The 23,333-nt window shown below is 72.8% G+C and carries 25 protein-coding genes and 1 tRNA gene; 17 read left to right on the forward strand and 9 right to left on the reverse strand.

Annotated features, from left to right (window positions below):
- Nucleotides 1–38: 38 nt before the first annotated feature.
- The 4 genes from I5Q34_RS03530 (at nt 39) to I5Q34_RS03545 (ending at nt 3,529) form a co-directional block, all read left to right on the forward strand.
- Nucleotides 39–614 (forward strand): TerD family protein, encoded by a 576-nt coding sequence (locus tag I5Q34_RS03530; RefSeq protein ID WP_199890568.1) that lies wholly within the window; start codon nt 39–41, stop codon nt 612–614.
- 107 nt (nt 615–721) lie between these two features.
- Nucleotides 722–1,297: a TerD family protein gene (locus tag I5Q34_RS03535; protein WP_199890569.1), complete on the forward strand. Its 576-nt coding sequence runs from the start codon at nt 722–724 to the stop codon at nt 1,295–1,297.
- A gap of 188 nt (nt 1,298–1,485) precedes the next feature.
- Complete coding sequence (locus tag I5Q34_RS03540; RefSeq protein ID WP_199890570.1) at nt 1,486–2,631, forward strand: DUF475 domain-containing protein; 1,146 nt, start codon at nt 1,486–1,488, stop codon at nt 2,629–2,631.
- Between the two features lie 145 nt (nt 2,632–2,776).
- Nucleotides 2,777–3,529: a Tellurium resistance gene (locus tag I5Q34_RS03545; RefSeq protein WP_199890571.1), complete on the forward strand. Its 753-nt coding sequence runs from the start codon at nt 2,777–2,779 to the stop codon at nt 3,527–3,529.
- A gap of 248 nt (nt 3,530–3,777) precedes the next feature.
- Here I5Q34_RS03545 and I5Q34_RS03550 read toward each other — a convergent pair whose 3' ends face one another.
- Nucleotides 3,778–4,614, reverse strand: a complete 837-nt coding sequence (locus I5Q34_RS03550) for a TerD family protein (RefSeq protein ID WP_199890572.1) — start codon at nt 4,612–4,614, stop codon at nt 3,778–3,780.
- 171 nt (nt 4,615–4,785) lie between these two features.
- Here I5Q34_RS03550 and I5Q34_RS03555 point away from each other — a divergent pair, with 171 nt between their 5' ends.
- From I5Q34_RS03555 to I5Q34_RS03570, 4 genes are all read left to right on the forward strand, one after another.
- Nucleotides 4,786–5,958, forward strand: a complete 1,173-nt coding sequence (locus I5Q34_RS03555) for an HpcH/HpaI aldolase/citrate lyase family protein (RefSeq protein WP_199890573.1) — start codon at nt 4,786–4,788, stop codon at nt 5,956–5,958.
- On the forward strand, nt 5,955–8,432 hold the full coding sequence (locus I5Q34_RS03560) for a phosphoribosyltransferase (protein WP_199890574.1): 2,478 nt from the start codon (nt 5,955–5,957) through the stop codon (nt 8,430–8,432). The genes I5Q34_RS03555 and I5Q34_RS03560 overlap by 4 nt, the downstream gene beginning before the upstream one ends.
- Entirely contained in the window at nt 8,429–9,265 is an 837-nt protein-coding gene (locus I5Q34_RS03565; protein WP_199890575.1) for an HAD family hydrolase, read from the forward strand. The genes I5Q34_RS03560 and I5Q34_RS03565 overlap by 4 nt, the downstream gene beginning before the upstream one ends.
- Nucleotides 9,266–9,364: 99 nt before the next feature.
- The gene (locus tag I5Q34_RS03570; RefSeq protein WP_199890576.1) at nt 9,365–10,027 is read left to right on the forward strand and encodes an O-methyltransferase; all 663 of its coding nucleotides are present in this window, start codon (nt 9,365–9,367) and stop codon (nt 10,025–10,027) included.
- Nucleotides 10,028–10,050: 23 nt separating this feature from the next.
- On the opposite strand, the gene I5Q34_RS03575 is transcribed toward I5Q34_RS03570, so the two are convergent.
- The 3 genes from I5Q34_RS03575 to I5Q34_RS03585 all read right to left on the reverse strand — a co-directional run bounded on the left by I5Q34_RS03575 (nt 10,051) and on the right by I5Q34_RS03585 (nt 12,564).
- On the reverse strand, nt 10,051–10,266 hold the full coding sequence (locus I5Q34_RS03575) for a zinc ribbon domain-containing protein (protein WP_199890577.1): 216 nt from the start codon (nt 10,264–10,266) through the stop codon (nt 10,051–10,053).
- 25 nt (nt 10,267–10,291) lie between these two features.
- Nucleotides 10,292–11,626 carry a hypothetical protein gene (locus tag I5Q34_RS03580; protein WP_199890841.1) on the reverse strand — a complete coding sequence of 445 codons (1,335 nt, stop codon included), beginning with the start codon at nt 11,624–11,626 and terminating at the stop codon, nt 10,292–10,294.
- A 131-nt stretch (nt 11,627–11,757) separates the two neighbouring features.
- Entirely contained in the window at nt 11,758–12,564 is an 807-nt protein-coding gene (locus I5Q34_RS03585; protein WP_199890578.1) for a DUF4097 family beta strand repeat-containing protein, read from the reverse strand.
- Between the two features lie 182 nt (nt 12,565–12,746).
- On the opposite strand from I5Q34_RS03585, the gene I5Q34_RS03590 reads away from it, so the two are divergent.
- Nucleotides 12,747–12,821, forward strand: a tRNA-Val gene (locus I5Q34_RS03590).
- Between the two features lie 73 nt (nt 12,822–12,894).
- Here I5Q34_RS03590 and I5Q34_RS03595 read toward each other — a convergent pair.
- Nucleotides 12,895–14,511 carry a multicopper oxidase family protein gene (locus I5Q34_RS03595; RefSeq protein WP_199890579.1) on the reverse strand — a complete coding sequence of 539 codons (1,617 nt, stop codon included), beginning with the start codon at nt 14,509–14,511 and terminating at the stop codon, nt 12,895–12,897.
- Between the two features lie 308 nt (nt 14,512–14,819).
- Here I5Q34_RS03595 and I5Q34_RS03600 point away from each other — a divergent pair, with 308 nt between their 5' ends.
- Nucleotides 14,820–15,011: a hypothetical protein gene (locus I5Q34_RS03600; RefSeq protein ID WP_199890580.1), complete on the forward strand. Its 192-nt coding sequence runs from the start codon at nt 14,820–14,822 to the stop codon at nt 15,009–15,011.
- Nucleotides 15,012–15,051: 40 nt separating this feature from the next.
- Here I5Q34_RS03600 and I5Q34_RS03605 read toward each other — a convergent pair whose 3' ends face one another.
- Together I5Q34_RS03605 and I5Q34_RS03610 are read right to left on the reverse strand one after the other, a co-directional pair.
- Entirely contained in the window at nt 15,052–15,357 is a 306-nt protein-coding gene (locus I5Q34_RS03605) for an NIPSNAP family protein (protein ID WP_199890581.1), read from the reverse strand.
- 12 nt (nt 15,358–15,369) lie between these two features.
- A complete protein-coding gene (locus I5Q34_RS03610; protein ID WP_199890582.1) occupies nt 15,370–15,798 on the reverse strand; it encodes a gamma-glutamylcyclotransferase family protein in 429 nt (142 codons plus the stop codon).
- Nucleotides 15,799–15,860: 62 nt separating this feature from the next.
- Between I5Q34_RS03610 and I5Q34_RS03615 the strand changes: the two genes are divergently transcribed.
- Genes I5Q34_RS03615 through I5Q34_RS03630 form a run of 4 tightly spaced genes read left to right on the forward strand, consistent with a single transcriptional unit; the run spans nt 15,861 to nt 18,879 of the window.
- Nucleotides 15,861–16,502, forward strand: a complete 642-nt coding sequence (locus I5Q34_RS03615; RefSeq protein WP_277965323.1) for a histidine phosphatase family protein — start codon at nt 15,861–15,863, stop codon at nt 16,500–16,502.
- A gap of 35 nt (nt 16,503–16,537) precedes the next feature.
- Nucleotides 16,538–17,269: a hypothetical protein gene (locus tag I5Q34_RS03620; RefSeq protein WP_199890583.1), complete on the forward strand. Its 732-nt coding sequence runs from the start codon at nt 16,538–16,540 to the stop codon at nt 17,267–17,269.
- A gap of 28 nt (nt 17,270–17,297) precedes the next feature.
- The gene (locus I5Q34_RS03625) at nt 17,298–17,921 is read left to right on the forward strand and encodes a LysE family translocator (protein WP_199890584.1); all 624 of its coding nucleotides are present in this window, start codon (nt 17,298–17,300) and stop codon (nt 17,919–17,921) included.
- 46 nt (nt 17,922–17,967) lie between these two features.
- Nucleotides 17,968–18,879, forward strand: a complete 912-nt coding sequence (locus I5Q34_RS03630) for a TIGR03619 family F420-dependent LLM class oxidoreductase (RefSeq protein ID WP_199890585.1) — start codon at nt 17,968–17,970, stop codon at nt 18,877–18,879.
- A gap of 570 nt (nt 18,880–19,449) precedes the next feature.
- Here I5Q34_RS03630 and I5Q34_RS03635 read toward each other — a convergent pair.
- The gene (locus I5Q34_RS03635; RefSeq protein ID WP_277965324.1) at nt 19,450–20,736 is read right to left on the reverse strand and encodes a hypothetical protein; all 1,287 of its coding nucleotides are present in this window, start codon (nt 20,734–20,736) and stop codon (nt 19,450–19,452) included.
- Between the two features lie 53 nt (nt 20,737–20,789).
- Here I5Q34_RS03635 and I5Q34_RS03640 point away from each other — a divergent pair, with 53 nt between their 5' ends.
- Nucleotides 20,790–20,957, forward strand: a complete 168-nt coding sequence (locus I5Q34_RS03640; protein ID WP_199890586.1) for a hypothetical protein — start codon at nt 20,790–20,792, stop codon at nt 20,955–20,957.
- 193 nt (nt 20,958–21,150) lie between these two features.
- A complete protein-coding gene (locus tag I5Q34_RS03645; protein WP_199890587.1) occupies nt 21,151–21,480 on the forward strand; it encodes a TfoX/Sxy family protein in 330 nt (109 codons plus the stop codon).
- Between the two features lie 7 nt (nt 21,481–21,487).
- Here I5Q34_RS03645 and I5Q34_RS03650 read toward each other — a convergent pair whose 3' ends face one another.
- Nucleotides 21,488–22,657: a serine hydrolase gene (locus I5Q34_RS03650; RefSeq protein WP_199890588.1), complete on the reverse strand. Its 1,170-nt coding sequence runs from the start codon at nt 22,655–22,657 to the stop codon at nt 21,488–21,490.
- A gap of 175 nt (nt 22,658–22,832) precedes the next feature.
- Here I5Q34_RS03650 and I5Q34_RS03655 point away from each other — a divergent pair, with 175 nt between their 5' ends.
- Nucleotides 22,833–23,255 (forward strand): hypothetical protein, encoded by a 423-nt coding sequence (locus I5Q34_RS03655; RefSeq protein WP_199890589.1) that lies wholly within the window; start codon nt 22,833–22,835, stop codon nt 23,253–23,255.
- The last annotated feature ends 78 nt before the right edge of the window (nt 23,256–23,333 follow it).

The following is a 23,333-nucleotide window of genomic DNA, read 5'->3' on the forward strand; positions in this document are numbered from 1 at the left end:
GGGCCCGACGGCCCGCCCCTCGAACCAATGGAGGACTCGTGGGAGTCAGTCTCAGCAAGGGCGGCAACGTCTCCCTGACCAAGGCGGCCCCGAACCTGACCGCGGTGATCGTCGGTCTCGGCTGGGACGCCCGTACCACCACCGGTACGGACTTCGACCTGGACGCGAGCGCGCTGCTGACCAACGAGCAGGGCAAGGTCGTCTCCGACCAGCACTTCGTCTTCTTCAACAACCTGAAGAGCCCCGACGGTTCGGTCGAGCACACCGGTGACAACCTGACCGGTGAGGGCGAGGGCGACGACGAGGTCGTCAAGGTCAACCTGGCCGGCGTCCCGGCGGATGTGCAGAAGATCGTGTTCCCGGTGTCCATCTACGACGCCGAGACCCGTCAGCAGAGCTTCGGCCAGGTGCGCAACGCGTACATCCGCGTGGTCAACCAGGCCGACGGCTCCGAGCTGGCCCGCTACGACCTGAGCGAGGACGCCTCGACCGAGACCGCGATGGTCTTCGGCGAGCTCTACCGCCACGGCGCGGAGTGGAAGTTCCGCGCGGTGGGCCAGGGTTACGCCTCCGGCCTGCGCGGCATCGCCCAGGATTTCGGCGTCAACGTCTGATCCGACGCCAGTGACCGCATCCGGCGCCGCACCCCCGCAATACCGGGGGTGCGGCGCCGGACGCGCACGGTGACGCGCAACGTTCGATTCGGGGAGGAAGCAAGATCATGGGTGTCACGCTCGCCAAGGGAGGCAATGTCTCCCTCTCCAAGGCCGCGCCGAACCTGACCGCGATCGTCGTCGGTCTCGGCTGGGACGCCCGCACCACGACCGGTGCGGACTACGACCTGGACGCCAGCGCGCTGTTGTGCGCCGCGGGCCGGGTGCTGGGCGACGAGTACTTCGTCTTCTACAACAACCTCAAGAGTCCCGAGGGTTCGGTCGAGCACACCGGCGACAACCTCACCGGGCAGGGCGACGGCGACGACGAGACGATCCTGGTGGACCTCGGCAAGGTCCCGGCCGCCTGCGACAAGATCGTCTTTCCCGTCTCCATCCACGAGGCCGACGTCCGGGGCCAGAACTTCGGCCAGGTGCGCAACGCCTACATCCGCGTGGTCAACCAGGCCGACGGCTCCGAGCTGGCCCGCTACGACCTGAGCGAGGACGCCTCCAGCGAGACGGCCATGATCTTCGGCGAGGTCTACCGCTACGGCGGCGAGTGGAAGTTCCGCGCGGTGGGCCAGGGTTACGCGTCCGGGCTGCGGGGCATCGCCATGGACTTCGGCGTCAACGTTTCGTGACGTTCGGCGTCAACGTTTCATGCGTTCGGCGTCAATGTCTTGTGACGTTCGGCGTCAGCGTCCTGTGACGGAGGGTGCGCGGATACGCCCGTCCCGCCCCGACGGAGGGGCCCTTAGACTTCGGGGTCAATGTTTCGCAAAACCCCGCTCGTGCGGGGGGAACCCGAGCAACGAAGGATTGGGTGGCAGTGCTCCTGAAAACCTTTGGCTGGTCGTTCGCCGTCACGGCGGGCGGGCTTGCCCTGGCCGGTGTGCTCTGGGGGTGGAAGGGGCTGGCGCTCGTCGCGATCCTGTCCATCCTGGAGATCTCGCTGTCCTTCGACAACGCGGTCATCAACGCGGGCATCCTGCGGAAGATGAACCCGTTCTGGCAGAAGATGTTCCTGACGCTGGGCATCCTCATCGCCGTCTTCGGCATGAGGCTGGTCTTCCCGGTCGTCATCGTGGCCATCACCGCCAAGCTCGGGCCCATCGACGCCGTCGACGTCGCGATCAACGACCACGAACGTTATGAGCAGTTGGTCACCAGCGCCCACCCGGCCATCGCCGCGTTCGGCGGAATGTTCCTGCTGATGATTTTCCTTGACTTCATCTTCGAGGACCGGGACATCAAGTGGCTCAGCTGGCTGGAGCGCCCCTTCGCCCGGATCGGACGGGTCGAGAGCCTGTCGGTCATCGTCTCGCTGGTGGTGCTGATCATCACGGCCACCACGGTCGCGACGGCCGTGCCGGTGCACGGCGGTGAGGGCACGATCGACAAGGCGTCCACCGTCCTGCTCGCCGGAGTCGGCGGACTGCTCACGTACTTGATCGTCGGCGGCATCTCCGCGTTCTTCGAGGAGCGGCTGGAGGACGAGGCGGATGAGGCGGACGACGCCGGCGAGGCGTCCGCGCCCGCGAAGAGCTCCGGCGCCGCCGTCGCCGGGCTGGCCGGCAAGGCCGCGTTCTTCATGTTCCTCTACCTGGAGGTCATCGACGCCTCGTTCTCCTTCGACGGCGTCATCGGTGCCTTCGCGATCACCAACGACATCTTCGTGATGGCGCTGGGCCTGGGCATCGGCGCGATGTACATCCGATCGCTGACGGTCTTCCTCGTCCGCAAGGGGACCCTGGACGACTACGTCTACCTCGAGCACGGCGCGCACTACGCGATCGGCGCGCTCGCCGTGATCCTGCTCGCCACGATCAAGTACGAGATCAACGAGGTGATCACGGGCACCATCGGCGTCCTCCTGATCGCCCTGGCCTTCTGGTCCTCGGTGCGGCGCAACCGCAAGGAGACCGGGGCGGGCGCCGGCGGCGGGGACCGTCAGGAGGTCGCGTCCGGGGTGTGAGACCCCGTCCGGCCCGGGTGTGACCCCGGCACGTGCGCGGGAACCCTCTGAGCGGGGCGGTGGTGAGTTTCAGCTCACCGCCGCCCCGCTCACCGGTTTCCGGAGGGGAGACCGGACCACGAGGGTCACGAGGGTGGGGGCCGTCATGACGGTATGGGACAAGCTGTTCGGCAACTGGGGGCGTGGGGCCGCCTGGCAGTTCGACGCTCCGCACGGCGGGAGCGGGGCGGTCGAGCTGACCAAGCGGCGCCCGGTCTACTCGCTGACCAAGAACGGCGCGGTCAGCGGCAACATGCGGGTCAATCTGTCCTGGCAGATGCGGACCTCGGACCTGCACGAGCGGCGGTCGGCCGCCCGCGGGTCGTCCGTACGGCATCCGTTCCGGAAGTTCACGCCGGAAGTCGTGCAGGCGCAGGGGACGGCCATGGTCACCGTGGACCTCGACCTCGCCTGCATGTATGAGCTGTGGGACGGGTCGAAGGGCGTAGTCCAGCCGCTCGGGAACATACTGGGCAGCGTCAACTCGCCGCCGTATGTGCAGTTGAGCGGTGACGACCGGTTCGGGGCCGGGTCGGGCGAGACGATCTACATCAACATGGACCATCGGGAAGAGATCAAGCGACTGCTGATCTTCGTCTACATCTATGACGGGACCCCGGCGTTCGACCGTACGCAGGCCACGGTGACGCTGTACCCGGGCAACGGCCCCCGGCTCGAGGTCTCGCTCCACGAGCGGGCGCCGGAGGCGCGGTCGTGCGCGGTGGCGCTGATCGAGAACGACAAGAAGGAGATTGTCGTGCGGAGGGAGATGCGGTACGTGTACGGGTTCCAGTCGGAGCTGGATCGGTTGTACGGGTGGGGGTTGCAGTGGGGGCGGGGGTACAAGAGCAAGGTGTGAGGGGTGGGTGTTGGCGGGGGCGGGTGCCGCTGACGTGTTGAGGGTGCCCTGGTCCCTCCCCCAGAGGGGGGGCACCCCTACTTTCACCGTTTCTTCCGGGGCTGCGCCCCTCGGCCCCGCAACGCGGCTGCGCCGCGTTCGTCCTCAAACGCCGGACGGGCTGGATCGGGGGTGCAGGGGGCGGAGCCCGGAAGAAACGGTGAAAGTAGGGGTGCCCCCCTCTGGGGAAGGGGCCAGGGCGGAATCCCCTACCCGCCCGGCAGGAACTGCGGGCCCTGCGGCGGCAGTCGGAAGGCCGGGTCCGGTGCCGGCACCGCGCCCTGCGGCGGATACCCGTACGACGGCTGCGCCGTCGGATACTGCGGGTAGCCGTACGCGGGCTGTGCGGCGTCGGCCGGCGGAGCCGCCGGCGGTGCCGGTGCCGGGATCGCCGGCGGCACGGACGGCGGCGGGGGGTAAGCGCCGGACGCCGGCGTCGTCGGCGGTATGGGCTGTATCGGCTCGGCCGGGTCCGGGTCCGGGCCGGGCGTCGGCGCCCCGGAGTCCTCCACCGAGATCCCGAACTCCGTCGCCAGCCCCACCAGCCCGGACGCGTACCCCTGCCCCAGCGCCCGGAACTTCCAGCCCTCCCCGCGCCGGTACAGCTCCCCGCAGATCATCGCCGTCTCGTCCCCCGTCTCCGGCCGGACGTCGAAGCGGGCCACCGCGTCGCCGCCGGGGGCCGCCGCCGTGTCGTACAGCAGCACGCACAGGTCCTCGACCCGGCCGAACGTCCCGCCGTCCGCCGACGCCGCGAGCACCACGCGGCGCACCGAGCCGTCCAGTGCCGCCAGGTCGGTCTCGATGGAGTCGGTCAGGCCCTCCGGCAGCCGCTTCTTGGGGAGGTGACGCACCAGGCCGGACGGGTGGCGCGGCTGGTTGTAGAAGACGAAGTCCTCGTCGGAGCGCACGCGGCCGTCGTCGCCCAGCAGCAGGGCGGAGGCGTCGACGTCGGGGACGCCCGGACCGGGGGTCCAGCGCAGCACGGCCCGAACGGCCGGGGCCTCCAGCGGGATGTTCGATCCCTTCAGCATCGCGTGCGTCATGCCCGCAATCCTGCCCTCCCGTACGGGCCCCGGACAACGCGGGCCGATGTGCCGCCCGTTTGGGGAACTCTTGACCCACCGCCGAGCGTACGATAATCGGCCACACAGGACGGCCGACGGCCGGACCGACCGGCGGTACGCCATCCGCAATGGGGAGCAACGGGGAGAAAAATGCGGCATTTTGGACACCTTGCGCCCGAGGTGCGGAATGGGTTGTTCCACCAGGAGCCGGCCGAGTTCGACGCCGGCTCCCCGGTCCCCGTGCTCGCCGCCGCCCTCGGCGCCACGCTCTACAGCCCCGCCACCCGCCCCACCCTCGCCCGGGACGTCGTCAAACAGGCCGGCCAGGGTGTCGTGTCCATGGTCCTGTGCCTGGAGGACTCGATCGGCGACGCCGACGTCCCCGCCGCCGAGGAGAACCTCGTCCGGCAGTTCGCCGAGCTCGCGGCGGCGCCGTCGCACACGCCGCTGCTGTTCGTCCGCGTCCGCGAACCGGAACAGATCACCGATCTGGCACGCCGGCTCGGCCCCGCCCGCCGGCTGCTCTCCGGCTTCGTCCTGCCCAAGTTCACCGAGGACCGCGGGCTGCCCTTCCTGGAAGCCGTCGCCGAGGCCGAAGCCGTTCACGGGCAGCGGCTGTTGGCCATGCCCATCCTCGAATCCCCCGAGCTTCTCCACCTGGAGACCCGCGCCGACACCCTGGCCGGCATCGCCCGCGCCACAGGCAAGCACCGCGAGCGCGTGCTCGCCCTGCGGCTCGGCGTCACCGACTTCTGCTCCGCGTACGGACTGCGCCGCGCGCCCGACATGACCGCCTACGACGTCCAGCTCGTCGCCTCCGTCATCGCCGACGTCGTCAACGTCCTCGGACGCGCGGACGGCAGCGGGTTCACCGTCACCGGTCCCGTGTGGGAGTACTTCCGCCAGCACCAGCGGATGTTCAAACCGCAGCTGCGCCGCAGCCCGTTCGCCGGGCCCGCGGAGGCGCTGCGCTCCGCCCTGATCGAGCACGACATGGACGGGCTGCTGCGCGAGATCGAACTCGACCGCGCCAACGGCCTGCTGGGCAAGACCTGCATCCACCCCACGCACGTGGCGCCGGTGCACGCCCTGTCGGTCGTCAGTCACGAGGAGTTCAGCGACGCGCGGGACATCCTGCGGTCGGTCGACGGGGGCGGGGGCGGGGTGCTGCGCTCCTCGTACACCAACAAGATGAACGAGGTGAAGCCGCACCGGGCCTGGGCAGAAAGGACCCTGCTGAGGGCGGGGGCGTTCGGTGTGGCCAGAGAGGAAGTCGGTTTCGTGGAACTGCTGGGCGCGAGCGTACGAGGAGCGATCCTGTGACCCCGTCGACCTGGTCGGGACAGTGGGTGGCGGACCGCCTCGGCGTACGGCTGGAGGGCGACGCCGCCCTCCCCGGACTGCTGGGCCTCGCGCTGCGGCGCAACCCGCGGCGGGCGCACCTCCTCGTCTCCAACGTCCTCGGCAAGCACGTGCCGCAGCGGCCGTCGGCCGTGCACGGCGCCGGGCTCGGGCTCGGGCGGCGCGTCCGCGAGCTCCTCGGCGAGGCGGACGCGGCCCGGTCGGTCGTCCTCGGATACGCGGAGACCGCGACCGGCCTGGGCCACTCCGTCGCGGACGGGCTGGCCCTCGCCCCGTATCTGCACTCCACGCGCCGCCCGGTGCGGGGCGTCGCACCGGTCGGCGGCTTCGAGGAGGAGCACAGCCACGCGACGTCGCATCTGCTGCTCCCGGACGATCCGGCGCTGCTCGCGTCCGACGGGCCGCTGGTGCTCGTGGACGACGAGTTCTCCACGGGCCGTACGGTCATGAACACCATCGCTGCCCTGCACCGCCGGTACCCGCGCGACCGCTACGTGATCGTCGCCCTGGTCGACATGCGCGGCGCCGACGACCGCGCCGGGCTGGACGCCTTCGCGGCGGAACTGGGCGCCCGCGTGGACCTGATCGCCCTCGCGTCGGGGACGGTGACCCTGCCGGAGGACGTCCTGGAGCGCGGCCAGGAGCTCGTGGCGCGCTGGTCGGGCCCGGAGGCGGCGCCGTCCCCCACCGCTCCGGGGGAAACGGGAGGGGGCGGGGAGAACTCCCGCCGCCACGGCGAGCAGCCGGCCACGGCCGTTCCGGCGGTGCCGGGCCGTCCGCACCCGGGAGGCGACGCCGCCCGCGTCGACCTCCGCTGGCCCGCCGGTCTCCCCGACGGCGGGCGGCACGGGTTCACCCCCGCGCACCGCGCCCGCCTGGAGCGCGAACTGCCGCGCATGGCACGGGAGATCGCCCGCCACCTGGAGCCGGACTCCCGCGTCCTCGTCCTCGGCAACGAGGAGCTGATGTACGCCCCGCTGCGCCTCGCCGAGGCGCTGGAGACGCGGCAGGGCGTGGATGTGCGGTTCTCCACCACCACCCGTTCCCCCGTCCTCCCCGTGGACGACCCGGGATACGCCATCCGCACCCGGCTCCGCTTCCCCGCCCACGACGCCCCCGCCGACGGCCCGGGCGACCGCTACGCGTACAACGTCGCGGGCGCCGGCTTCGACGCCGTCGTCGCGGTCGTCGACTCCACCGCCGACACCCCCGAACTGCACGCGCCCGGCGGCCTGCTGGACCGCCTGGCCGCACACACCGGAAAGGTGCTGCTCGCCGTGATCCCCTCCCACCGGGCCCCGCGCGAACCCCTGCGCGGCCCCGCGTTCTCGTCGTACGCGCCCGAGGACGTCGGCTGGCTGCTCCAGGACCTCTCCGGCGTCACCCTGGAGGCGCCCATCGAGGAGCGCGAGGAGGCGATCCAGAGCGGCGGCGCGCACTACGCCGAGTCGCTGCCCGTCGAGTACCAGCCCTGCGAGCGCTACCAGGCGCTCTACCACGCCGCCCTCGACGCCTCGGCCGACCGCCTCGCCCGCGCCGTCGGCGTCGTCACCGAGACCGTGCTCGCCGAGCGGTCCCCCCGCCCGGTGCTCGTCTCGCTGGCCCGCGCCGGCACCCCCGTCGGCGTGCTGATGCGCCGCTGGGCCCGGCACGCGCACGGCCTGGACCTGCCGCACTACGCCGTCTCCATCGTCCGCGGCCGGGGCATCGACACCGCCGCCCTGCGCTGGCTCGCCGAGCGGCACGACCCGTCCGACGTCGTCTTCGTCGACGGCTGGACCGGCAAGGGCGCCATCACCCGCGAGCTCGAAGCGGCCCTGGAGGAGAGCGAGTTCGACCCGCGGCTCGCCGTGCTCGCCGATCCCGGGTCCTGTGTGACGACCTACGGCACGCGCGACGACTTCCTCATCCCCTCCGCCTGCCTCAACTCCACCGTCTCCGGGCTGATATCGCGCACCGTCCTGCGCGCCGACCTGGTCGGGCCGGACGACTTCCACGGCGCCAAGTACTACCGGGAGCTGGCCGGTTCGGACGTCTCCCGCGCCTTCCTGGACGCCGTCGCCGCCCGCTTCGACGCCGTCGCCGAGGACGTCGCCCACGACGCCAAGGAGCTCGCCGCCGCCGACCGCACCCCCACCTGGCAGGGCTGGGCCGCCGTCGAGCGGATCAGCGAGGAGTACGGCATCCACGACCCCAACCTCGTCAAGCCCGGCGTCGGCGAGACCACCCGCGTCCTGCTGCGCCGCGTCCCCTGGAAGATCCTCGCCAAGCGCGGCGCGGGCGCCGGGCTCGACCACGTACGCCTGCTCGCCGCCCAGCGCGGCGTCCCCGTGGAGGAGGTGGACGGGCTGCCGTACAGCTGCGTCGGCCTCGTCCACCCCCGGTACACCAGGGGCGCCACCGGCGCCGACGGAAAGGCTGTCCCCACCTCATGAGCACCCTGCTGGCCAGCGACCTCGACCGGACGCTGATCTACTCCTCCGCCGCCCTCCGCCTCGCCGGGCCGGACGCGGACGCCCCCCGGCTGATGTGCGTCGAGGTGTACGAGGGCAGACCGCTGTCGTACCTGACCGAGACCGCCGCCGGGCTCCTCGCGGAGCTCGCCGGCACCGGCGCCCTCGTCCCCGCCACCACCCGCACCGTCGCCCAGTACCGCCGCGTCCGGCTGCCCGGGCCGCCGCCCCGGTACGCGGTCTGCGCCAACGGCGGCGAGATCCTCGTCGACGGCGAACCCGACACCGCCTGGCGGACCCGCGTACGCCGGGCCGTCGCGGACGGCTGCGCCTCCCTCGACGAGATCCGCGCGTACATCGCCCGCACCGCCGACCCCGTCTGGCTGCTGAAGGACCGCACCGCGGACGACCTCTTCGCCTACCTCGTCGTCGACCGGGAGCGCCTGCCCGCGGCCTGGGTGGACGAACTGGCCGCCTGGGCCGGCGCACGCGGCTGGAACGTCTCCCTCCAGGGGCGCAAGGTCTACGCCGTGCCCCGCCCGGTCACCAAGGGCGCCGCCGTCACCGAGGTCGCCCGCCGCGCCGGGGCCACCCGCGTCCTCGCCGCCGGCGACTCGCTGCTCGACGCCGACCTGCTGCTGGCCGCCGACCGCGGCTGGCGGCCCGGCCACGGCGAGCTCGCCGACAGCGGCTGGAGCGCCCCGCACGTCACGGCCCTGGAGACGGTCGGCGTCGCGGCGGGGGAGGAGATCGTCCGGGCCTTCGCGGCAGTGATGGCCGAGGACCGTGCGGCGGTTGGTGTCCGGAACGTCTGACCAAGGGCTGTTGTGGCCGGACTTCGGCTCATAAGGTCGTTCACGCATCAACGTATCGCGCTGTGCCACCCCGTTGTGCCACCTCACCGAGGAGTCCCCGTGATCGTGAAGAAGAGCATCACGCTCAGCCCCGAGCTCTACCAGTACCTCCTCGACCACAACCCGCCGCTCGACCCCGTCCTGCGGAAGCTGGTCGACACCACCCGCTCCCTGCTCCCCGGGGACGCCTACCTCCAGGTCGCCGAGGAGCAGGCCCCGCTGCTCGCCTTCCTCGTCCGCCTCACCGGCGCCCGCCGCGTCCTGGAGATCGGCACCTTCACCGGGCTCTCCTCCCTGGCCATGGCCCAGGCCCTGCCCGCCGACGGCAGCCTGACCGCCTTCGACGTCTCCGAGGAGTGGACCGCCCACGCCCGCCGCGCCTGGGCCGAGGCGGGCGTCGCCGACCGCATCGACCTGCGCATCGGCGACGGCCTGGAGTCCCTGCGGGCCCTGCCCGCCGAGCCGCACCTCGACCTCGTCTTCCTCGACGCGGACAAGGAGAACTACGTCAACTACTGGGAGGAGATCGTCCCCCGGCTGCGGACGGGCGGCCTGCTCGCCGTCGACAACACCCTCTTCCAGGGCACCGTGATCGAACCCGGCGTCACCGGGGCGGGCGCGGGCGTCCGGCGGTTCAACGATCACGCCGCGGCGGACAAGCGCATGGAGTCGGTCATGCTGAACGTCGCCGACGGCCTGACGCTGGCCCGCAAGGTGTCCTGAACCCCCTTGTCCACCGGCGGTTTTCAGCCGCAGCAGCCGCCCCCGCAGCACCCGCCGCCGCCACCGGCGGGCGGTGCGGCGGAGGCGGCCGAGACGCCGGTCACGGCGACGGCCGACAGCAACTTCACGGTGTCCGCGTGCCCTTCGGGGCAGACCGCCGGGTCGGACGACCGCGCCATCGGCCGGTTCAGCTCGAAGGTGTCACCGCAGGAGCGGCACCGGTATTCGTAACGAGGCATGCGCGCAGCTTAGATGACCTCTTGGTCAGGGCCGGCCGCCGCGCTCCTCCCGGATCCTGGCCACGACCTCCGCGACCGACCGCCGCACCGCCTCCGTCTCGGTCAGGAAGCGCCACCAGTCCGGATGCCGGCCCTCCAGGCCCGCCACGGCGCCGTCCAGCCGGGCCACCGCCCCGTCCAGCGGGGCCGCGTGCCGCGGGTCCGGCGTGCTGCGCCCGGCCATCGCCAGGCGCTGGGCGTCCCGGATCGCGAACCGCGTCCGCTCGATCTCGCCCTGCCGGTCCGCCGACACCTCGTCCAGCCGCCGCAGCCGGTCGCCGGCCGCCGACACCGACTCGTCGGTCGTCGTCAGCAGCGCCCGCACCGTCGACAGCAGCGCCGTCGCGTCCGGCCAGCGTTGCTCGTCGCGCGCCCGCCGCGCCTCGCGCAGCCTGGTCTCCGCCTGCTCCACCGCCTGCCGCGCCTCGTCCGGCACCTGCTGCAGGTCCTGCCAGCACGCCGCGCTGTAGCGGCGGCGCAGCTCGCTGAGGACGGGGGCGACGGCCCCGGCCCGGGTGGTGATCGCCTGCGCGCGGGTGCGCAGCGAGACGAGCCGCTTGTCGATCTCGGCCGCGCGCCGCGGCAGTTGCTCCGCCTCGGCGCGGATCGCCTCCGCCTCGCGCAGCGTCCGCCCGGCGCGCTCGATCGTCTGCGGTACGCCGTGCTGCCCGGCGCCCTCGTTGAGCCTCGTCAGCTCCGGGCCGAGCGCGGCCAGCCGGGCCGCCAGGCCGTCGGCCCGCAGCCCCGCGTCCCGCGCCGCGTCCAGGGCCTGGCTCGCGGCCAGCAGGCCCTGCCGGGCGCGCTCCACCGCCGGGGCGAGCTTCGTCAGCTCCCGCTCGGCCGCCGCCAGCAGCGGGCCCAGGCCCTGGCCGAACCGCTCCAGGTCGGCCTTGGCCCGTACGAGCTCGTCCTTGGCCCGGGTCAGGTCGGTGCGCGCCCGGGCGGCGGCCCCCGCGTCGAGGTCCTCCCGGTCCAGGTCGTGGGCGTCCACGGCCGTGATGTACGCGCCCGACACCTCGTCTATGCGGGCCCCGAACGCGGCGAACTGCCCGGCCGCCCGGCGGGCCGCCGCCGACGCGTCCACCGCGGTGATCGTCTCGATGGAGATCCGCAGGTCGCGCTGGGCGGTGTCCAGCTCGTAGAACGCGGCCGCCGCGGCGTCCTTGGCCGCCTGCGCCTCGGCCCGCTGCCCCTCGCCGCGGCCCCGGCCCCAGCGGCGGGTGCCCCCGCCGGCGAACGCGGCCGGCGCGGCGACGGCCGCCGCGGCCAGCAGGGGCAGCGGCAGCAGCACCAGCGCGACGGTCTCCCGGACCGCTCGCAGGGCCGGTCGTACGGACTGCGCGAAGGGGGTGGTGAAGGGGGTAACCGTCACGTGCGCTCTGCCCTCTCCCGATTGGTCGCCCAGGCCAGGGAGCCATTCTCCCACCCGCCCCGGACATCCCCACGGGCCGGTCAGCCGCCCGCGCGCACCGCCACGTCGCCGTTGTCGCTGCGCGCCCGCACGGAGCGCCCGGCGGAGTCGTCGCGGCCCACGCCCACCTTCACCGAGCCGTTGACGCTCTTCGCGTCCACCCGGTACGTCGTTTCGCCCGGCACCGTGACCGTGACGTCCCCGTTGACGCTCTCGCCGTCCACCCGGTCCGGTGCGCGGCGCGGGCGCACGGTGACGTTCCCGTTGTCGGACCGCGCGGAGACGCGGCGCGAGTCGATCGCGTCCACGGCGCGGATGTCGCCGTTCTCCGTCGTCAGCGTCAGCCGCCCGTCGGCCCCGCGGACGTCGAGGTCGCCGTTGTCCGACGTGAACCGCAGGTCGCCCTTGATGCCCTTGGAGGTGACCCCTCCGTTCTCGTCCTTGACGATCACCGTGACCCCCGGCGGCACCTCGATCCGGTGCTTCGCCTCACAGTGCTTGCTGATCCCGCCGCACTCCTGCCGGAGCCGGAGCGTGTCCCCGTCCATCTCCCACGACGTGCGGGTGGACCCGCCCACCGACCACCCGTCGAACCACCGGGTGACCTCGACCTCCTTGCCCTTCTTCCCCTTCTTCCCCGGCACCAGCTCGATCCGCGAGTCGTCGTTGTCCACGGTGAGCGTCCGCCCGCCGAGCGCGAACGCCCGGTGCTCGGGCTCCGCGCCGTCCACGTCCACCCGCCCGCACCCCGTCAGGGCCGCCCCCGCCATGACGATCCCCCCGGCCAGCAAGGTCAGACGGGCGGCGGCGCGAGGGCCACGGCGGGGCCGGCGGGTGCGGCGGGTCATCCAAACTCCCAGGTCAGAGCAGTGATCATCAATCTTCCAGGCCGCCCCGAGCCTAGGGACCCCGCACCCCGCCCGACGATCCGGCCCGCCGCCGGATCGGGGTGGGGCTAACCCCCGGTCCGGCCCCCGGTCCGGAGTTTGCGGGGTGGTGGGAGGGGGCATGTAGGCTGTCGTTTCATTGCGGGTGCATAGCTCAGCGGTAGAGCGCCGCTCTTACAAAGCGGATGTCGGCGGTTCAAATCCGTCTGTGCCCACCAGCCGAAGGCCCGGGAGCGATCGAGCTCCCGGGCCTTCGTCGTGTCCGGCGGTGGAGTGGCGGTGCGACGCTGCTCAGCCGTGTTCCCCGGTGCCGCCGCAGTGGCACGGCGGGGTGATGAGGAGGTTGGCCATGGTGCCGTGGTCCTCGTGGGGGAGGACGTGGCAGTGGAAGACGGTTCTGCCGGGGGCGTCGGGGCGGAAGTAGGTGCGCAGGGTCAGTTCACCGTGCGGGGGCAGGCGATGGGTGTCCCACCAGATGCCGGGGTCGGTGTACCAGGACGCGTCCCCGCGCGGGATGCCCTTGGTGCCGACGACCTGGAACGGGTTGACGTGGATGTGCATCGGGTGCTGGTAGGAGTCGTCGTTGACGAACCGCCACTCCTCGACCGTCCCGGCCTCGGCCTCCACGTCGACGCGGTCCATGTCGAAGAGCCGGCCGTTGACGAGGAACCGCGGGCCGGGGCCGTGGTGTCCGGAGTTGTCGCGGGAGAGGACCAGGGTGCGGTGCCGGGCGACGGGCAGGCCGGGCAGCCGGCGGGGGGCCACGAGGCGGCCCGGGACACGGCCCGACGCCTTGCGGCCGGTGACTTCGAGGGTGCCGAGCCGGAGGGCGGGCCGGGCGGCGCGGCCGCCGCCCGGGTGGTAGGCGGCCGCGTACACGCGGTAGCGGCCGGGTTTGCCGCCGCGCAGGACGAACTCGGCGCGGTTGCCGGGGGCCAGCATGACCGACGGTACGGGGCGGGTCCGGCCGAACGGGATCCCGTCCGCACCGATCCAGTGCAGGGTGTGGCCTTCGACGTGCAGCCAGAGTTCGCGGTGCGGCACGGCGTTGAGCACCCGCCACCGCTGGGTCTCGCCCGGCCTGATCCGGGCGACGGGCCGGATCAGGCCGTTGAGCGGGTAGAGCCGCTCGGCGTGGACGCCGGGCAGCGCGGTGTAGCCGTCGTCGTCGCCCGCGGGCAGCATGATGTCCGTGGGGTTCTCGCCGTGGCCGTCCACGCGCAGGGAGCTGACGACGATGGTGCGTTCGCGCATGGCGGCGATCTCGGGGACGCGGTCGATGTCGCCCTCGACGACGATGGGCCCGCTCAGCCCGGACCACGCCTGGTGGGTGGTGGACCCGTGGTGGTGGGGGTGGTACCAGTGCAGACCGGCGGGCTGGTCCTCGGGGACGTCGTAGACGTACTGGAAGTCGTCCCCGGGGTCGACGCGGACGTCCATGTTGTCCGAGTGCCCGCTGGGGGACACCTGGAGGCCGTGCACGTGGAGGTTGGTGGCGAGCGCGTCCTGACGGAGGTCGTGGACCTCCGGGAGGCCCTTGGCCCTGGGCAGGCAGTCGGTGCCCTTGTGGCCCTGGCCGTCGCACGCGGGGAGCAGGCCGCTGGGAACCATCCGGTTGCGCAGCAGGATCCGGACCCGGTCGCCGGGGCGGATGCGCAGGATCCCGCCGGGCAGTCCGTTGTTGTAGGTGTCCAGCCGGAGCCGGCGTCCGCCGATGTCCGCGCGGGTGGTGGCCATGGCCAGGGTGTGGTCGAGCCGTCCCGCGCGGCTGGAGACCTGCGGCAGGTCCCGCAGGGGCGGTCCGTCGTCGTGCCGGGTGGTGGTCCCGGCGGCGTCCGGGCCGGCCGCGGCGCCGGCGAGGCCGGCCAGTGCGCCGCCGGCGCCCAGCGCGCCCACTCCTCGCAGCACGCGTCGGCGGGACGGGTTCCGGTCCGGGGACGTGACGGGCCCGGGCTCGTGACGGGCGCTCCCCGCGGGGGACGGTCGGGAGTTGTCGCTCATACGATCAGATACTCGGTTCGGCGGTGCGGCGGGGCCTCGCGCAACGCCGTGGGGTCCTCCGTCCGGCCCCTTCCGTGCGTGACGGGTTGCGTGACGGGTGCCGTTCCGGGGCGGAAGCGATCAGGGGCGCCCGGTTGATGAGGGTTTGATGAGCATCTTCTTAACTTGGGGGCGATCAAGGGGGCGTTGTCAGTGGGCGCCCGTAGCCTGTTCGCATGTCCCTGGTCCGTGTGCGTCAGCAGTCTGTGCGTCAGCAGCCCTGTGCGGAGGAGATCAACCGCGCCATACGCGCCTTCCTGTCCGAGCGCCGGGGGCGTGCGCTCACCGCCGCCGAGCGGCGGGAGTACGAGCGGTTGCGCACGGACTGGCTGGCGGCGGGGCGGACGCGGCGGTGGGGGTGCGGATGAGCCGTGGAGCTCAGTGCTGGAGAGCTCAGTGCCGGAGAGTTCAGGGCTGGAGCGGGCGCAGGAAGCGGCGTTCGTAGCGCTTGATGCAGCGCGTCCTGCGGGCCAGTTCGAACGCCTCCTGGCACTCGGGGTCCGAGGCGCTGTCGAGGCGGTACTGCTCGTAGACGGCGAGGCTGGGGAAGGAGAAGAGGGCGTAGGCGATGTCGCTGTCGCCCTCGCTCGGCAGGAAGTATCCATGGTGGGTCCCGCCGAAGCGGTCGACGAGGTGGATCCAGCGGCGTGCGTACTCCTCGAAGTCCGCGAGGCGTTCGACGTCGATCTCGTACTTCAGGTGAATCGTGATCACTGGTGCTCCTGGTTACTGTGCCGCGTTCGGTTGCTGTGCGGCGTTCCCCGCCGGGGCCGGGGCCGGGGCCGGGGCCGGGGCCGGGGCCGGGGCCGGGGCCGGGGCGTAGACCCAGGCGTGGGCGCCGGAGGCGAGCGGGGCGAGGGTGCGGGCGTAGTCGGCCACTTCGTAGTCGTCCGCGGCGGCCAGTTCGGTCCCGGTGACGGCGAGGGCGGTGCCCGCCACACGGTCCGCGGGGTCGCCGGTCGGGCGCAGGATGGGATGGTGGGCCGAGCCGCTGAGGGCGATGACGTCGGGGTCGGTGATCTCCACCGTGTCCAGGCGGTAGCCGGGCAGTTCCTCGGGAGTGCCGGTCACCTCGCGGCCGAAGAGGGAGCGCTGCACCTCGGGCTGGCGCAGGGTGCCGTAGGAGAAGAGGAGGACGGTGGTGTCGTCGAGCATGAGCCTCATGATCCGCAAGGGGCGGGGGTGGAGGCAACGTGATTCCTGTCCCGTCTGAGGGGGTGGTCCCGCCTGAGCGTGTGGTCGCCGTACGGCACGGGGAGAGCACGGCGAACGTGCTGTTCGCGCGGGCGCGGGCGGAGGGGGCGCCGGTGGCCCTGCCGCCCGGGAGCGATGCCGGCGTGCCGCTGTCGGGGGCGGGGTGGGAGCAGGCCGCGCGGGTGGGGCGGTGGCTGGCCGGCGGGGAGGTGCCGGACGTGGTCGTCGTCTCGCCCTACCTGCGGGCCCGGCAGACGTGGGAGGAGATGGCCCGGCAGGTGCCGTCACGGCCGGAGCTCCGGGTCGACGAGCGGTTGCGGGACCGGGACATGGGGGTGTTCCACGGGCTCAACGAGATCGCCCTGCGGGAGCGGGCCCCCGAGGAGGCGGCGCGCCTGGCGGAGTGGGACCACCGGCCGCCCGGCGGCGAGTCGTTGCTCGACGTCGCCGGGCGCGTGCGCGAGCTGGTCGGTGAACTCGGCGGGCTGCGCGTGCTGTTCGTGGCCCACGACGCCGTGGTGGTGGCGCTGCGGCAGCTGTTCTCCGGCGAACGGCCGGCCGTTCCCTGGCCGGTGCCGAACGCGTCCGTGTCGCGGTGGGTCCGCGACGGGCCGGGGCTGAGACTGATCGACTTCGGGCGGCGGCCCTGGGCGGGGGCGGACTGAGTCCCGAATGACCGGGCATGGGAGAATTGCGTGCTATGGACGGTCGGCACCCCCTCAGCAACTCCGCCTCGGCGATCCTCTACCTCGTGGCGGGCCTCGCCGCCGTGGCCGGCTCCGCGTGGATGGCCGTTTCCTGGGTGCCCGGTCAGACCGCGGAGGAGCGGGCGTTCCGGTCCGCGCCGGCCTGTACGCGGGAGGTCCGGACGGACTGCGTCCGGGACGAGGAGTTCACCGTCTCGGAGATCCGGCTGGGGAAGAAGGAGCGCAAGGCGACCCTGACCGACGCCAAGGGCGCGCCCCGGCGGGTCGGCTTCCCCGACGACGGGCCGCTGCTGAAGAAGCTGGACGACGGTGACCGGGTGACCGGCACCGTCTGGCGCGGCTCCGTCCAGGAGATCGCGGCCAGGGGCACGAAGCAGCCCACCTGGGCGGCCCCGGTCAACCCGCCCTCGGCGGATCTGGCCGCCGCGATCGGCCTGGGACCGGCCGGGCTGCTCCTGAGCGTGGCGTGCGCCTGGCGCCTGCGGCAGGGAGCCGATGCGAACGAGCCGACCTGGCGCATGCGTTACCTGGTCCGCCTCGCGTGCGGCATGGGTCTCGCCGGGGTCGTCACGGCCGTGGCCTTCGCGGCCCTCGGCGTCCGGCCGCTCTGGGCGGCCCCGGTGCTCTGGTCGCTGCTCGTCGCGCCGATGGCGGCCCTGACCGTACGCGCGTGGCGGCGGGCGCCGTACCGGCCGCGCGAGCCGTGGAGGCCGACGCCGCTGTGATGCGCGCAGTGATGCACGATGAGGAGTCATGACCGCCCAACTCCTCGGATTCGCCGCCGCATCGCTCGCCATCATCGTCGTCCCCGGCCCCGACCTCGTCCTGCTGCTCCGCAACGCGGCGAGAGCCGGGCGCCGGGGCGCGGTGGCGACGGCCGTCGGCATCATGCTCGGCAACGCGGTCCTGGCCGCGGCGGCGGTCGCGGGCCTGACCGTGCTGCTGACCGGGTCCCAAGTCCTGTACGCGGCCCTGCGCTTCGCCGGTGCGGCGTACCTCGTGTACCTCGGCGGACGCGCCCTGTTCGAGCTCGCCCGCGGCGGCGGGAGCGACGACGCCCCGAGTCCGCAACCCGCTGCCGCCGCCCCGCAGGCGTTCCGGCAGGGTCTGGTGAGCAATCTGCTCAACCCCAAGGTGGCCGCCTTCTACCTGTCGCTGTTCCCGCAGTTCGCGCTTCCCGGGATGCCGGTGCTCGCCCAACACGCCGTCATGGCAGGGTTGTTCTGGGGGCTGGCGTTGCTCTGGTACGTGGTGGTCGTCGCCGTGCTGGGGCGCGTGCAGGCGGTGTTGCGCCGGCGGCGCGTGCGGCGGGGGATCTCCGGGGTGTCCGGGGTGGTACTGGTCGGCCTGGGGGCGGCGTTGGCGCTGCGGGAGTAGCGGGGCAGTGTGGTTGCCGTACATACGGCATCCTTGGGAGGTCGCTGTGCGCTTCGGGATAAATCTGCTCAACTTCGGCCCGGGTACGACCCCGGAGACACTCGCCCGGCAGGCGTCCGACGCCGCCGGACTGGGCTTCACCTTCGCCATGATCTCCGACCACATCGCGGTGACCGAGGACGTCGACGAGGTGTACCCCGCGCCCTTCTACGACCAGTTCGCGCTCGCGGCCTATCTCGCCGGCCGGAACACCGGCCTCACCCTCGGCACCACCGTCACCGTCATCCCGTACCGCCACCCGCTGCACACCGCCCGGCTGGCTGCCAACATGGATCGGCTCAACGACGCCGGGTTCATCCTGGGAGCCGGTGTCGGCTGGTCCCGGCAGGAGTACGAGGCACTCGGCGTCCCCTTCGCCGAACGCGGCCGGATCACCGACGAGTTCCTGGCGGCGATACGGGCCGCCTGGACCCGGGACCCCTGCACGTTCCACGGGCGGTACGTCTCGTTCGAGGACGTGCGCACCGCTCCGGCGCCCGCCACCTCTCCCCACCCGCCCGTCTGGATCGGCGGGGACTCCCCGGCCGCACTGCGCAGGGCGGCGCGCCTGGGGGAAGGGTGGCACCCGTACGCTCCCACGCCGGCGACCCTGCGGGCGGCGCTGCCGGTCCTGACCGCCGAGGCGGAACGGGCCGGGCGCCCGGTCCCGGAACTCGTGCCCCGGCTCCGGATCCGGATCACGGACCGGGTGACGGCGTCCGACCGCCCCCTGGGGCACGGCACAGTGGGCCGGATACGCGAGGACCTGGTCACCCTGGCCGAACTCGGCGCGTCCCACGTGCTCTTCGACACCTACCCGGGCTCGGCGGGCGAACGCGCCACGGCCGAGGAGGACAGGCGCACCCTGGAACTGCTCACCGAGAAGGTCATCGACACGGCTCTGGGAGCTCCGCGCTGAGCGGTACGGAGCCGGCGGATCCACCCGGAAGGCTGATCGAGTCGGATGCGGAACGGTGAACGGCTGAGTATCCTGCTCCCACCGGCCGCTCACGCGGTCGCGTACATGTGGAGCCCGACGCAGGGGGTACTGCGCCGGACTCCAGCAGAAGAGCATTTTCAGGGCGTTGTAGCCCCCCGGTAAGTCATCTGCCGGGGGTCTACAGCCCGAACCTCACCTCCAACCAACGCCAGATCACGTGGCTCAGCACGAACCCCGTCACGGGGATGCTGACCGCGATCAACCAGCGGAGGAAGGCCCCAAGGTGAGGAGGCCGGTTCTTCTGCCTTTTGTGGCGTGCCATCAGCGCCCGATCTTCCAGGGTGGGTAGTCGCCCACCAGCGGTCGGACTCTCCGAACGGAGAGCCCGGCCATGGGCGCGGCCGCATCCCGGTGCGACCGGGTGGCCGCGCCCCAGTCGGGTCCTCCCGGAAGAAGGTCCGACGGCAGCGGGCGCCCCGGAGGCGAACGCGTCAGCTCGTCACGAGCCGTGATCCTACACTCACTCAACCCCCCTATGGGGGCGGTGTTTTACAACTCGTCGGGCAGTTTGACCGTGGTCAGGGCGCGCAGCGACCCCACCGGCAGGAGCAGCCCCCGCTGTCCGTCCCGGCCGCAGCTCAGGAGCAGGCCCGTGAGCGCGCCCGCGCCGGAGAACGCGGGGGCGCCGATCAGTCCGTCGGGGAGTTCGCCGGTCACGCGCAGCCAGTTTCCCGTGCGGCCCTTGACGTCGAGGAGGCACGAGTACGGGCCGTTCGTGGTGTACGCGCTCACCAGGAGCTGTCTGCCCGGCATGAGGCGACGGTCGAAGGACAACGGCCGGCCGGGGAAGGGCAGGGGTTTCTCCAGGCGCAGCACCACGAGCGGCGGCGAGGCGCGGGTCTCGAGCGATGTGGCCGGCACCTTCCGCCCGCCGACGTGGACCTTCACCGTGCGTTCCGTCTCGCTCCGCGTCCAGAGGGCCTCCGGCACCGGGCCCGGCGTGATCACCGTTTCGGCGTCGAAGAGCAGGCCGTTCCCGAGGTACCGGTGGTCCATGGCGTACAGCTGGACGCTCACGGACTCGACGAACTCCTCGTCCACCTGCCAGCTGTCGGTGTACACCATGACGCTGCTCAGGAACTGCTGCCCGGCGGCCACGTTGTTGTGGACGTCCGCCTCCGGGCGGAAGCCGGCCGGCAGAGGGGCCCTCTCCTCCGCCTCGGCCAGCTGGCGCTCCAACTGCTCGCAGCGATCCTCCGCCTGCTGGTGCAGGGCCTGTACGCGCACCAGCTCCTCCTTCAGGTCGCGTATCTCCTCGCGCAGCCGCGCCTCCAGCTCGCGATTGCGCATCTCCAGGTCGCGGATGCGGTGTTCACGGTCCTGGAGGGTGTCCTCCAGCCAGCGTTCCCGCGTGGCCGCGTGCCGCGCCTCCCCGTCGGCCGCCGCGAGTTCGCGTTCCAGGAGCTGCACCCGGTGGGCGGGACTGCCGCCGGACTCCAGCGCCGCCGTGTGCAGCGTCCGCAGCCTGTCGATCGTTTCGGCGGTCGGTACGGAGCCCCGCGTCTCGCCCACGTCGTGCAGGAGGTTGAGGACGAACTCCCATGGCGGGACGCGTCGTCCGCTCAGGTAGCGGGAGACGGTGGACGAGTCGTACGCGCGGCGGGCCGCATAGCGGCGTGTGGAGACGCACAGGCCCGTGAAGAGATCGCGCAACGCCTGCGCGAGCACGGCCGCGGCGGGCGGCAGATCGTCGTCCACCGGCTTGAGTTCGCCCATCGCCGTCCCCCGCCGGTCGCTGCCGTTCATCCGGCAGCACCGCTGCGTCTGCCGCAGCACCCCGACCCTCCGTCAGCCTGGGCGCACCGCCAACCATGACAGGGGCTTCGCGAATGCCGCAGCGCAACGGACGAACTCGGGATCTCGTCGTCTTCCTCGCCGTACTCGGCACGGGCACGGTGCTCGTCCTCCGCGGGGTCGCGGCGGAGTCCCTGGCGACGATCGCGGTCGCCGTCTCGGGGCTCTACGCCGCGTGGCGCGGCCCGCAGCCGCCCGCGTAAACCTGTGTCCGCCGGATCGCCGGACAGGGTGAGCCGCTGTTCAGCGGCTCGGGGACGCTCGGGTCGTCAGGCAGTGGTGGTACCGAGGGTCTGCAACCCTGACAGCACCTCCGTCCGCCACCGGATGACGTGGCCGAGCGCAAACCCCGTCGCGGGGCCGCCCACGCGCGGGCGGCTGGCTAGCCTGGCGGGCATGGCCTACGACGAAGTGCTGGCGGAACGGGTCCGGGAGCGGCTGGAGGAGGGCGGGTACGAGGCCGCCGAGAAGAAGATGTTCGGCGCGCTCGCGTTCCTGGACCGGGGGAACACGGTCGCCGGGGTGGAGGGCGACGACCTGTTCGTACGGGTCGGGCCCGAGGAGATCGAGGAGGCCCTGGGCCGGCCCGGCGCGCGGCCCTTCGAGTTCCGTGGCCGGACGTCGGCCGGCTGGGTGTACGTCTCGGGCGAGGCCCTCGACGACGAGGCGCTGGACGACTGGCTGAGGATCGGCTGGGAGGCCGCCGAGGGGCTCCCGCCGAAGTGACAACCGGCTAGTTCGCGGCGTCGCACAGCGCGTCGTCCACCAGCTTCCGCGTCGCCCGGTTGAGGCGGACGCGGTCCGGGGTGTCGCCCGCGCTCGTGACCGAGACGGCGACGGCCCGGCGGCCGTCGTCCGTCACCCCGGTGCGGGTGTACGTGCCGAAGCCGTCGCCCTCGTGGTGCCAGTAGCCGCCCCCGCAGGTCAGTGGCGTCCAGCGGATGCCGAGGCCATAGCCGCCGCGCGGCCACTCCGCGAGGTCTTCGCGGGCGCCGGTGCGCTCCACCGTCCGCTTCATCTCGGCCAGTTGGGCCGGCGGCAGGAGCTTGCCGCCGAGCAGTGCGCGGAAGAACGTGTTGAGGTCGGCCGTGGTCGTCACCAGGCCCGAGTCGGCCGTGTGCTGGAGGCTGTGCTCGGTGACGTCGAGGACCGCGCCGCCGGGGGCGCGCAGGGTGACGCGGGCGTGCGGGCCGGGGAGGTACGGGTTCGCGCCGGGGACGTAAGTGTGGCGCAGGCCGAGCGGGGCGATGACGCGGTGCTCGACCAGGGTGCGCCAGTCGTCGCCGGACGCCTTCTCGGCGATCATTCCGGCGAGCAGGTAGTTGGTGTTGGAGTACGCCCAGCGCGGGTTCCGGTGGTCGGGGGTGAAGAGCGGGCGGTGGCGCACGGCGACGGCCACCCAGTCGCGGGCCGGGGTCGCGTCGTGGCGGACCTTCTCGAAGTCGCCGCCGAGGGCGGCCGCGAGAGCGGGGTCGTCGACGTAGTCGAAGAGGCCGCTGGTCTGCCGGAGCAGGTCGCGGACGGTGATCCGGGAACCGTCGTTGCCGTTGCCGGAGACGACGCCGGGCAGCCACTTCTCGACGGTGTCGTCGAGCGACAGCTTCCGCTCGGCGGCGAGTTGGAGGACCACGGTGGCCGTGAACGTCTTCGTGGTGCTCGCGGCGCGGAACTGGGCGTTCCAGGGCGTGGGTTGAGTGCCGCCGCCCGCGCGGGCCCGGCGCACGCCGTGGCCGGTGTCCGTCTCGGCGAGGACGCGGACGTCGCCGCCGGCCGCGCGGACGGCCCGTACGTCCGCGTCCAGCGAGGCGCGCGGGGCGCCGCTCGCGCCGGGGGCCTGGGTGGCGAGGCCCGCCACCAGGGCTCCGGTGACCAGGGCCACGCCCGTCCAACGACTCATCCGCATGCTTTTCTCCCAGTCGTTCCGTGTCAACTGGTTCCAGCCAACCAGCGAGGAACGGCCCGGCCCATGGGCCTGAGGACCGTGACCGGGGTGTACCTGGCACCACCCCGCACCCGTGACCCCTTGCGTCCCACGGCTGTTGGTCCACCACAGAGGTCGGCAGGGGAGGGACGGGAGCATGGCCAAGCGGATCACCGGGGCGGACCGCGTGATCATGGGGAGGTTCACGGCACGGTGGCCGGACGGGCGGTGCGTGCTGGTGTACGCCCGGCACGAGTCGATGGCGGTGGTGGCGTCCGTCGCGGTGCCGGGGGCGCCTCCGGTGGAGGGCTCGTTGTGGGAGGTCGCGGGGCGCCACTGCGCGGTCAGCACCGCCAACGAGGCGGACACGTACGGACGGTGGCTGCTGTGCGCGGGGTGGAGCATGAGCGTCATGCCGCCCGTCGGCGGGCTGGTGGTCAGCGGGGAGCCGTGGTCGGTGGACGTGCTGAAGACCGCGGTGCTCAAGGAGCCGGCGTACGGCTCGGAAGGGGTGTACGTGGGGCGGATGGCGTTCGAGAACGCGGAGGTGCTGGAGCGGGCGGGAGCCCTGCTGCGCTGAGCGCTCCGCCGGAAGTGCCGCGATGGGTCGTCGACCGGCTGCGGCGCCGTCGTGGCCGGTCGCGCCCACGCGGCGGAG

Source organism: Streptomyces sp. AV19 (assembly GCF_015999245.1).
Taxonomy (GTDB): domain Bacteria; phylum Actinomycetota; class Actinomycetes; order Streptomycetales; family Streptomycetaceae; genus Streptomyces.

Bases quoted from the DNA above. Each gene is read 5' to 3' on its own strand.
- I5Q34_RS03620 (WP_199890583.1), top strand. From the start codon at position 16,538: ATGGACGGTCGGCACCCCCTCAGCAACTCCGCCTCGGCGATCCTCTAC.
- I5Q34_RS03655 (WP_199890589.1), top strand. From the start codon at position 22,833: ATGGCCAAGCGGATCACCGGGGCGGACCGCGTGATCATGGGGAGGTTC.
- I5Q34_RS03650 (WP_199890588.1), bottom strand. From the start codon at position 22,657: ATGCGGATGAGTCGTTGGACGGGCGTGGCCCTGGTCACCGGAGCCCTG.
- I5Q34_RS03640 (WP_199890586.1), top strand. From the start codon at position 20,790: ATGCCGCAGCGCAACGGACGAACTCGGGATCTCGTCGTCTTCCTCGCC.
- I5Q34_RS03565 (WP_199890575.1), top strand. From the start codon at position 8,429: ATGAGCACCCTGCTGGCCAGCGACCTCGACCGGACGCTGATCTACTCC.
- I5Q34_RS03575 (WP_199890577.1), bottom strand. From the start codon at position 10,266: ATGCCTCGTTACGAATACCGGTGCCGCTCCTGCGGTGACACCTTCGAG.
- I5Q34_RS03545 (WP_199890571.1), top strand. From the start codon at position 2,777: ATGACGGTATGGGACAAGCTGTTCGGCAACTGGGGGCGTGGGGCCGCC.
- I5Q34_RS03625 (WP_199890584.1), top strand. From the start codon at position 17,298: ATGACCGCCCAACTCCTCGGATTCGCCGCCGCATCGCTCGCCATCATC.
- I5Q34_RS03610 (WP_199890582.1), bottom strand. From the start codon at position 15,798: ATGCTCGACGACACCACCGTCCTCCTCTTCTCCTACGGCACCCTGCGC.
- I5Q34_RS03535 (WP_199890569.1), top strand. From the start codon at position 722: ATGGGTGTCACGCTCGCCAAGGGAGGCAATGTCTCCCTCTCCAAGGCC.
- I5Q34_RS03550 (WP_199890572.1), bottom strand. From the start codon at position 4,614: ATGACGCACGCGATGCTGAAGGGATCGAACATCCCGCTGGAGGCCCCG.
- I5Q34_RS03645 (WP_199890587.1), top strand. From the start codon at position 21,151: ATGGCCTACGACGAAGTGCTGGCGGAACGGGTCCGGGAGCGGCTGGAG.
- I5Q34_RS03600 (WP_199890580.1), top strand. From the start codon at position 14,820: ATGTCCCTGGTCCGTGTGCGTCAGCAGTCTGTGCGTCAGCAGCCCTGT.
- I5Q34_RS03555 (WP_199890573.1), top strand. From the start codon at position 4,786: ATGCGGCATTTTGGACACCTTGCGCCCGAGGTGCGGAATGGGTTGTTC.
- I5Q34_RS03585 (WP_199890578.1), bottom strand. From the start codon at position 12,564: ATGACCCGCCGCACCCGCCGGCCCCGCCGTGGCCCTCGCGCCGCCGCC.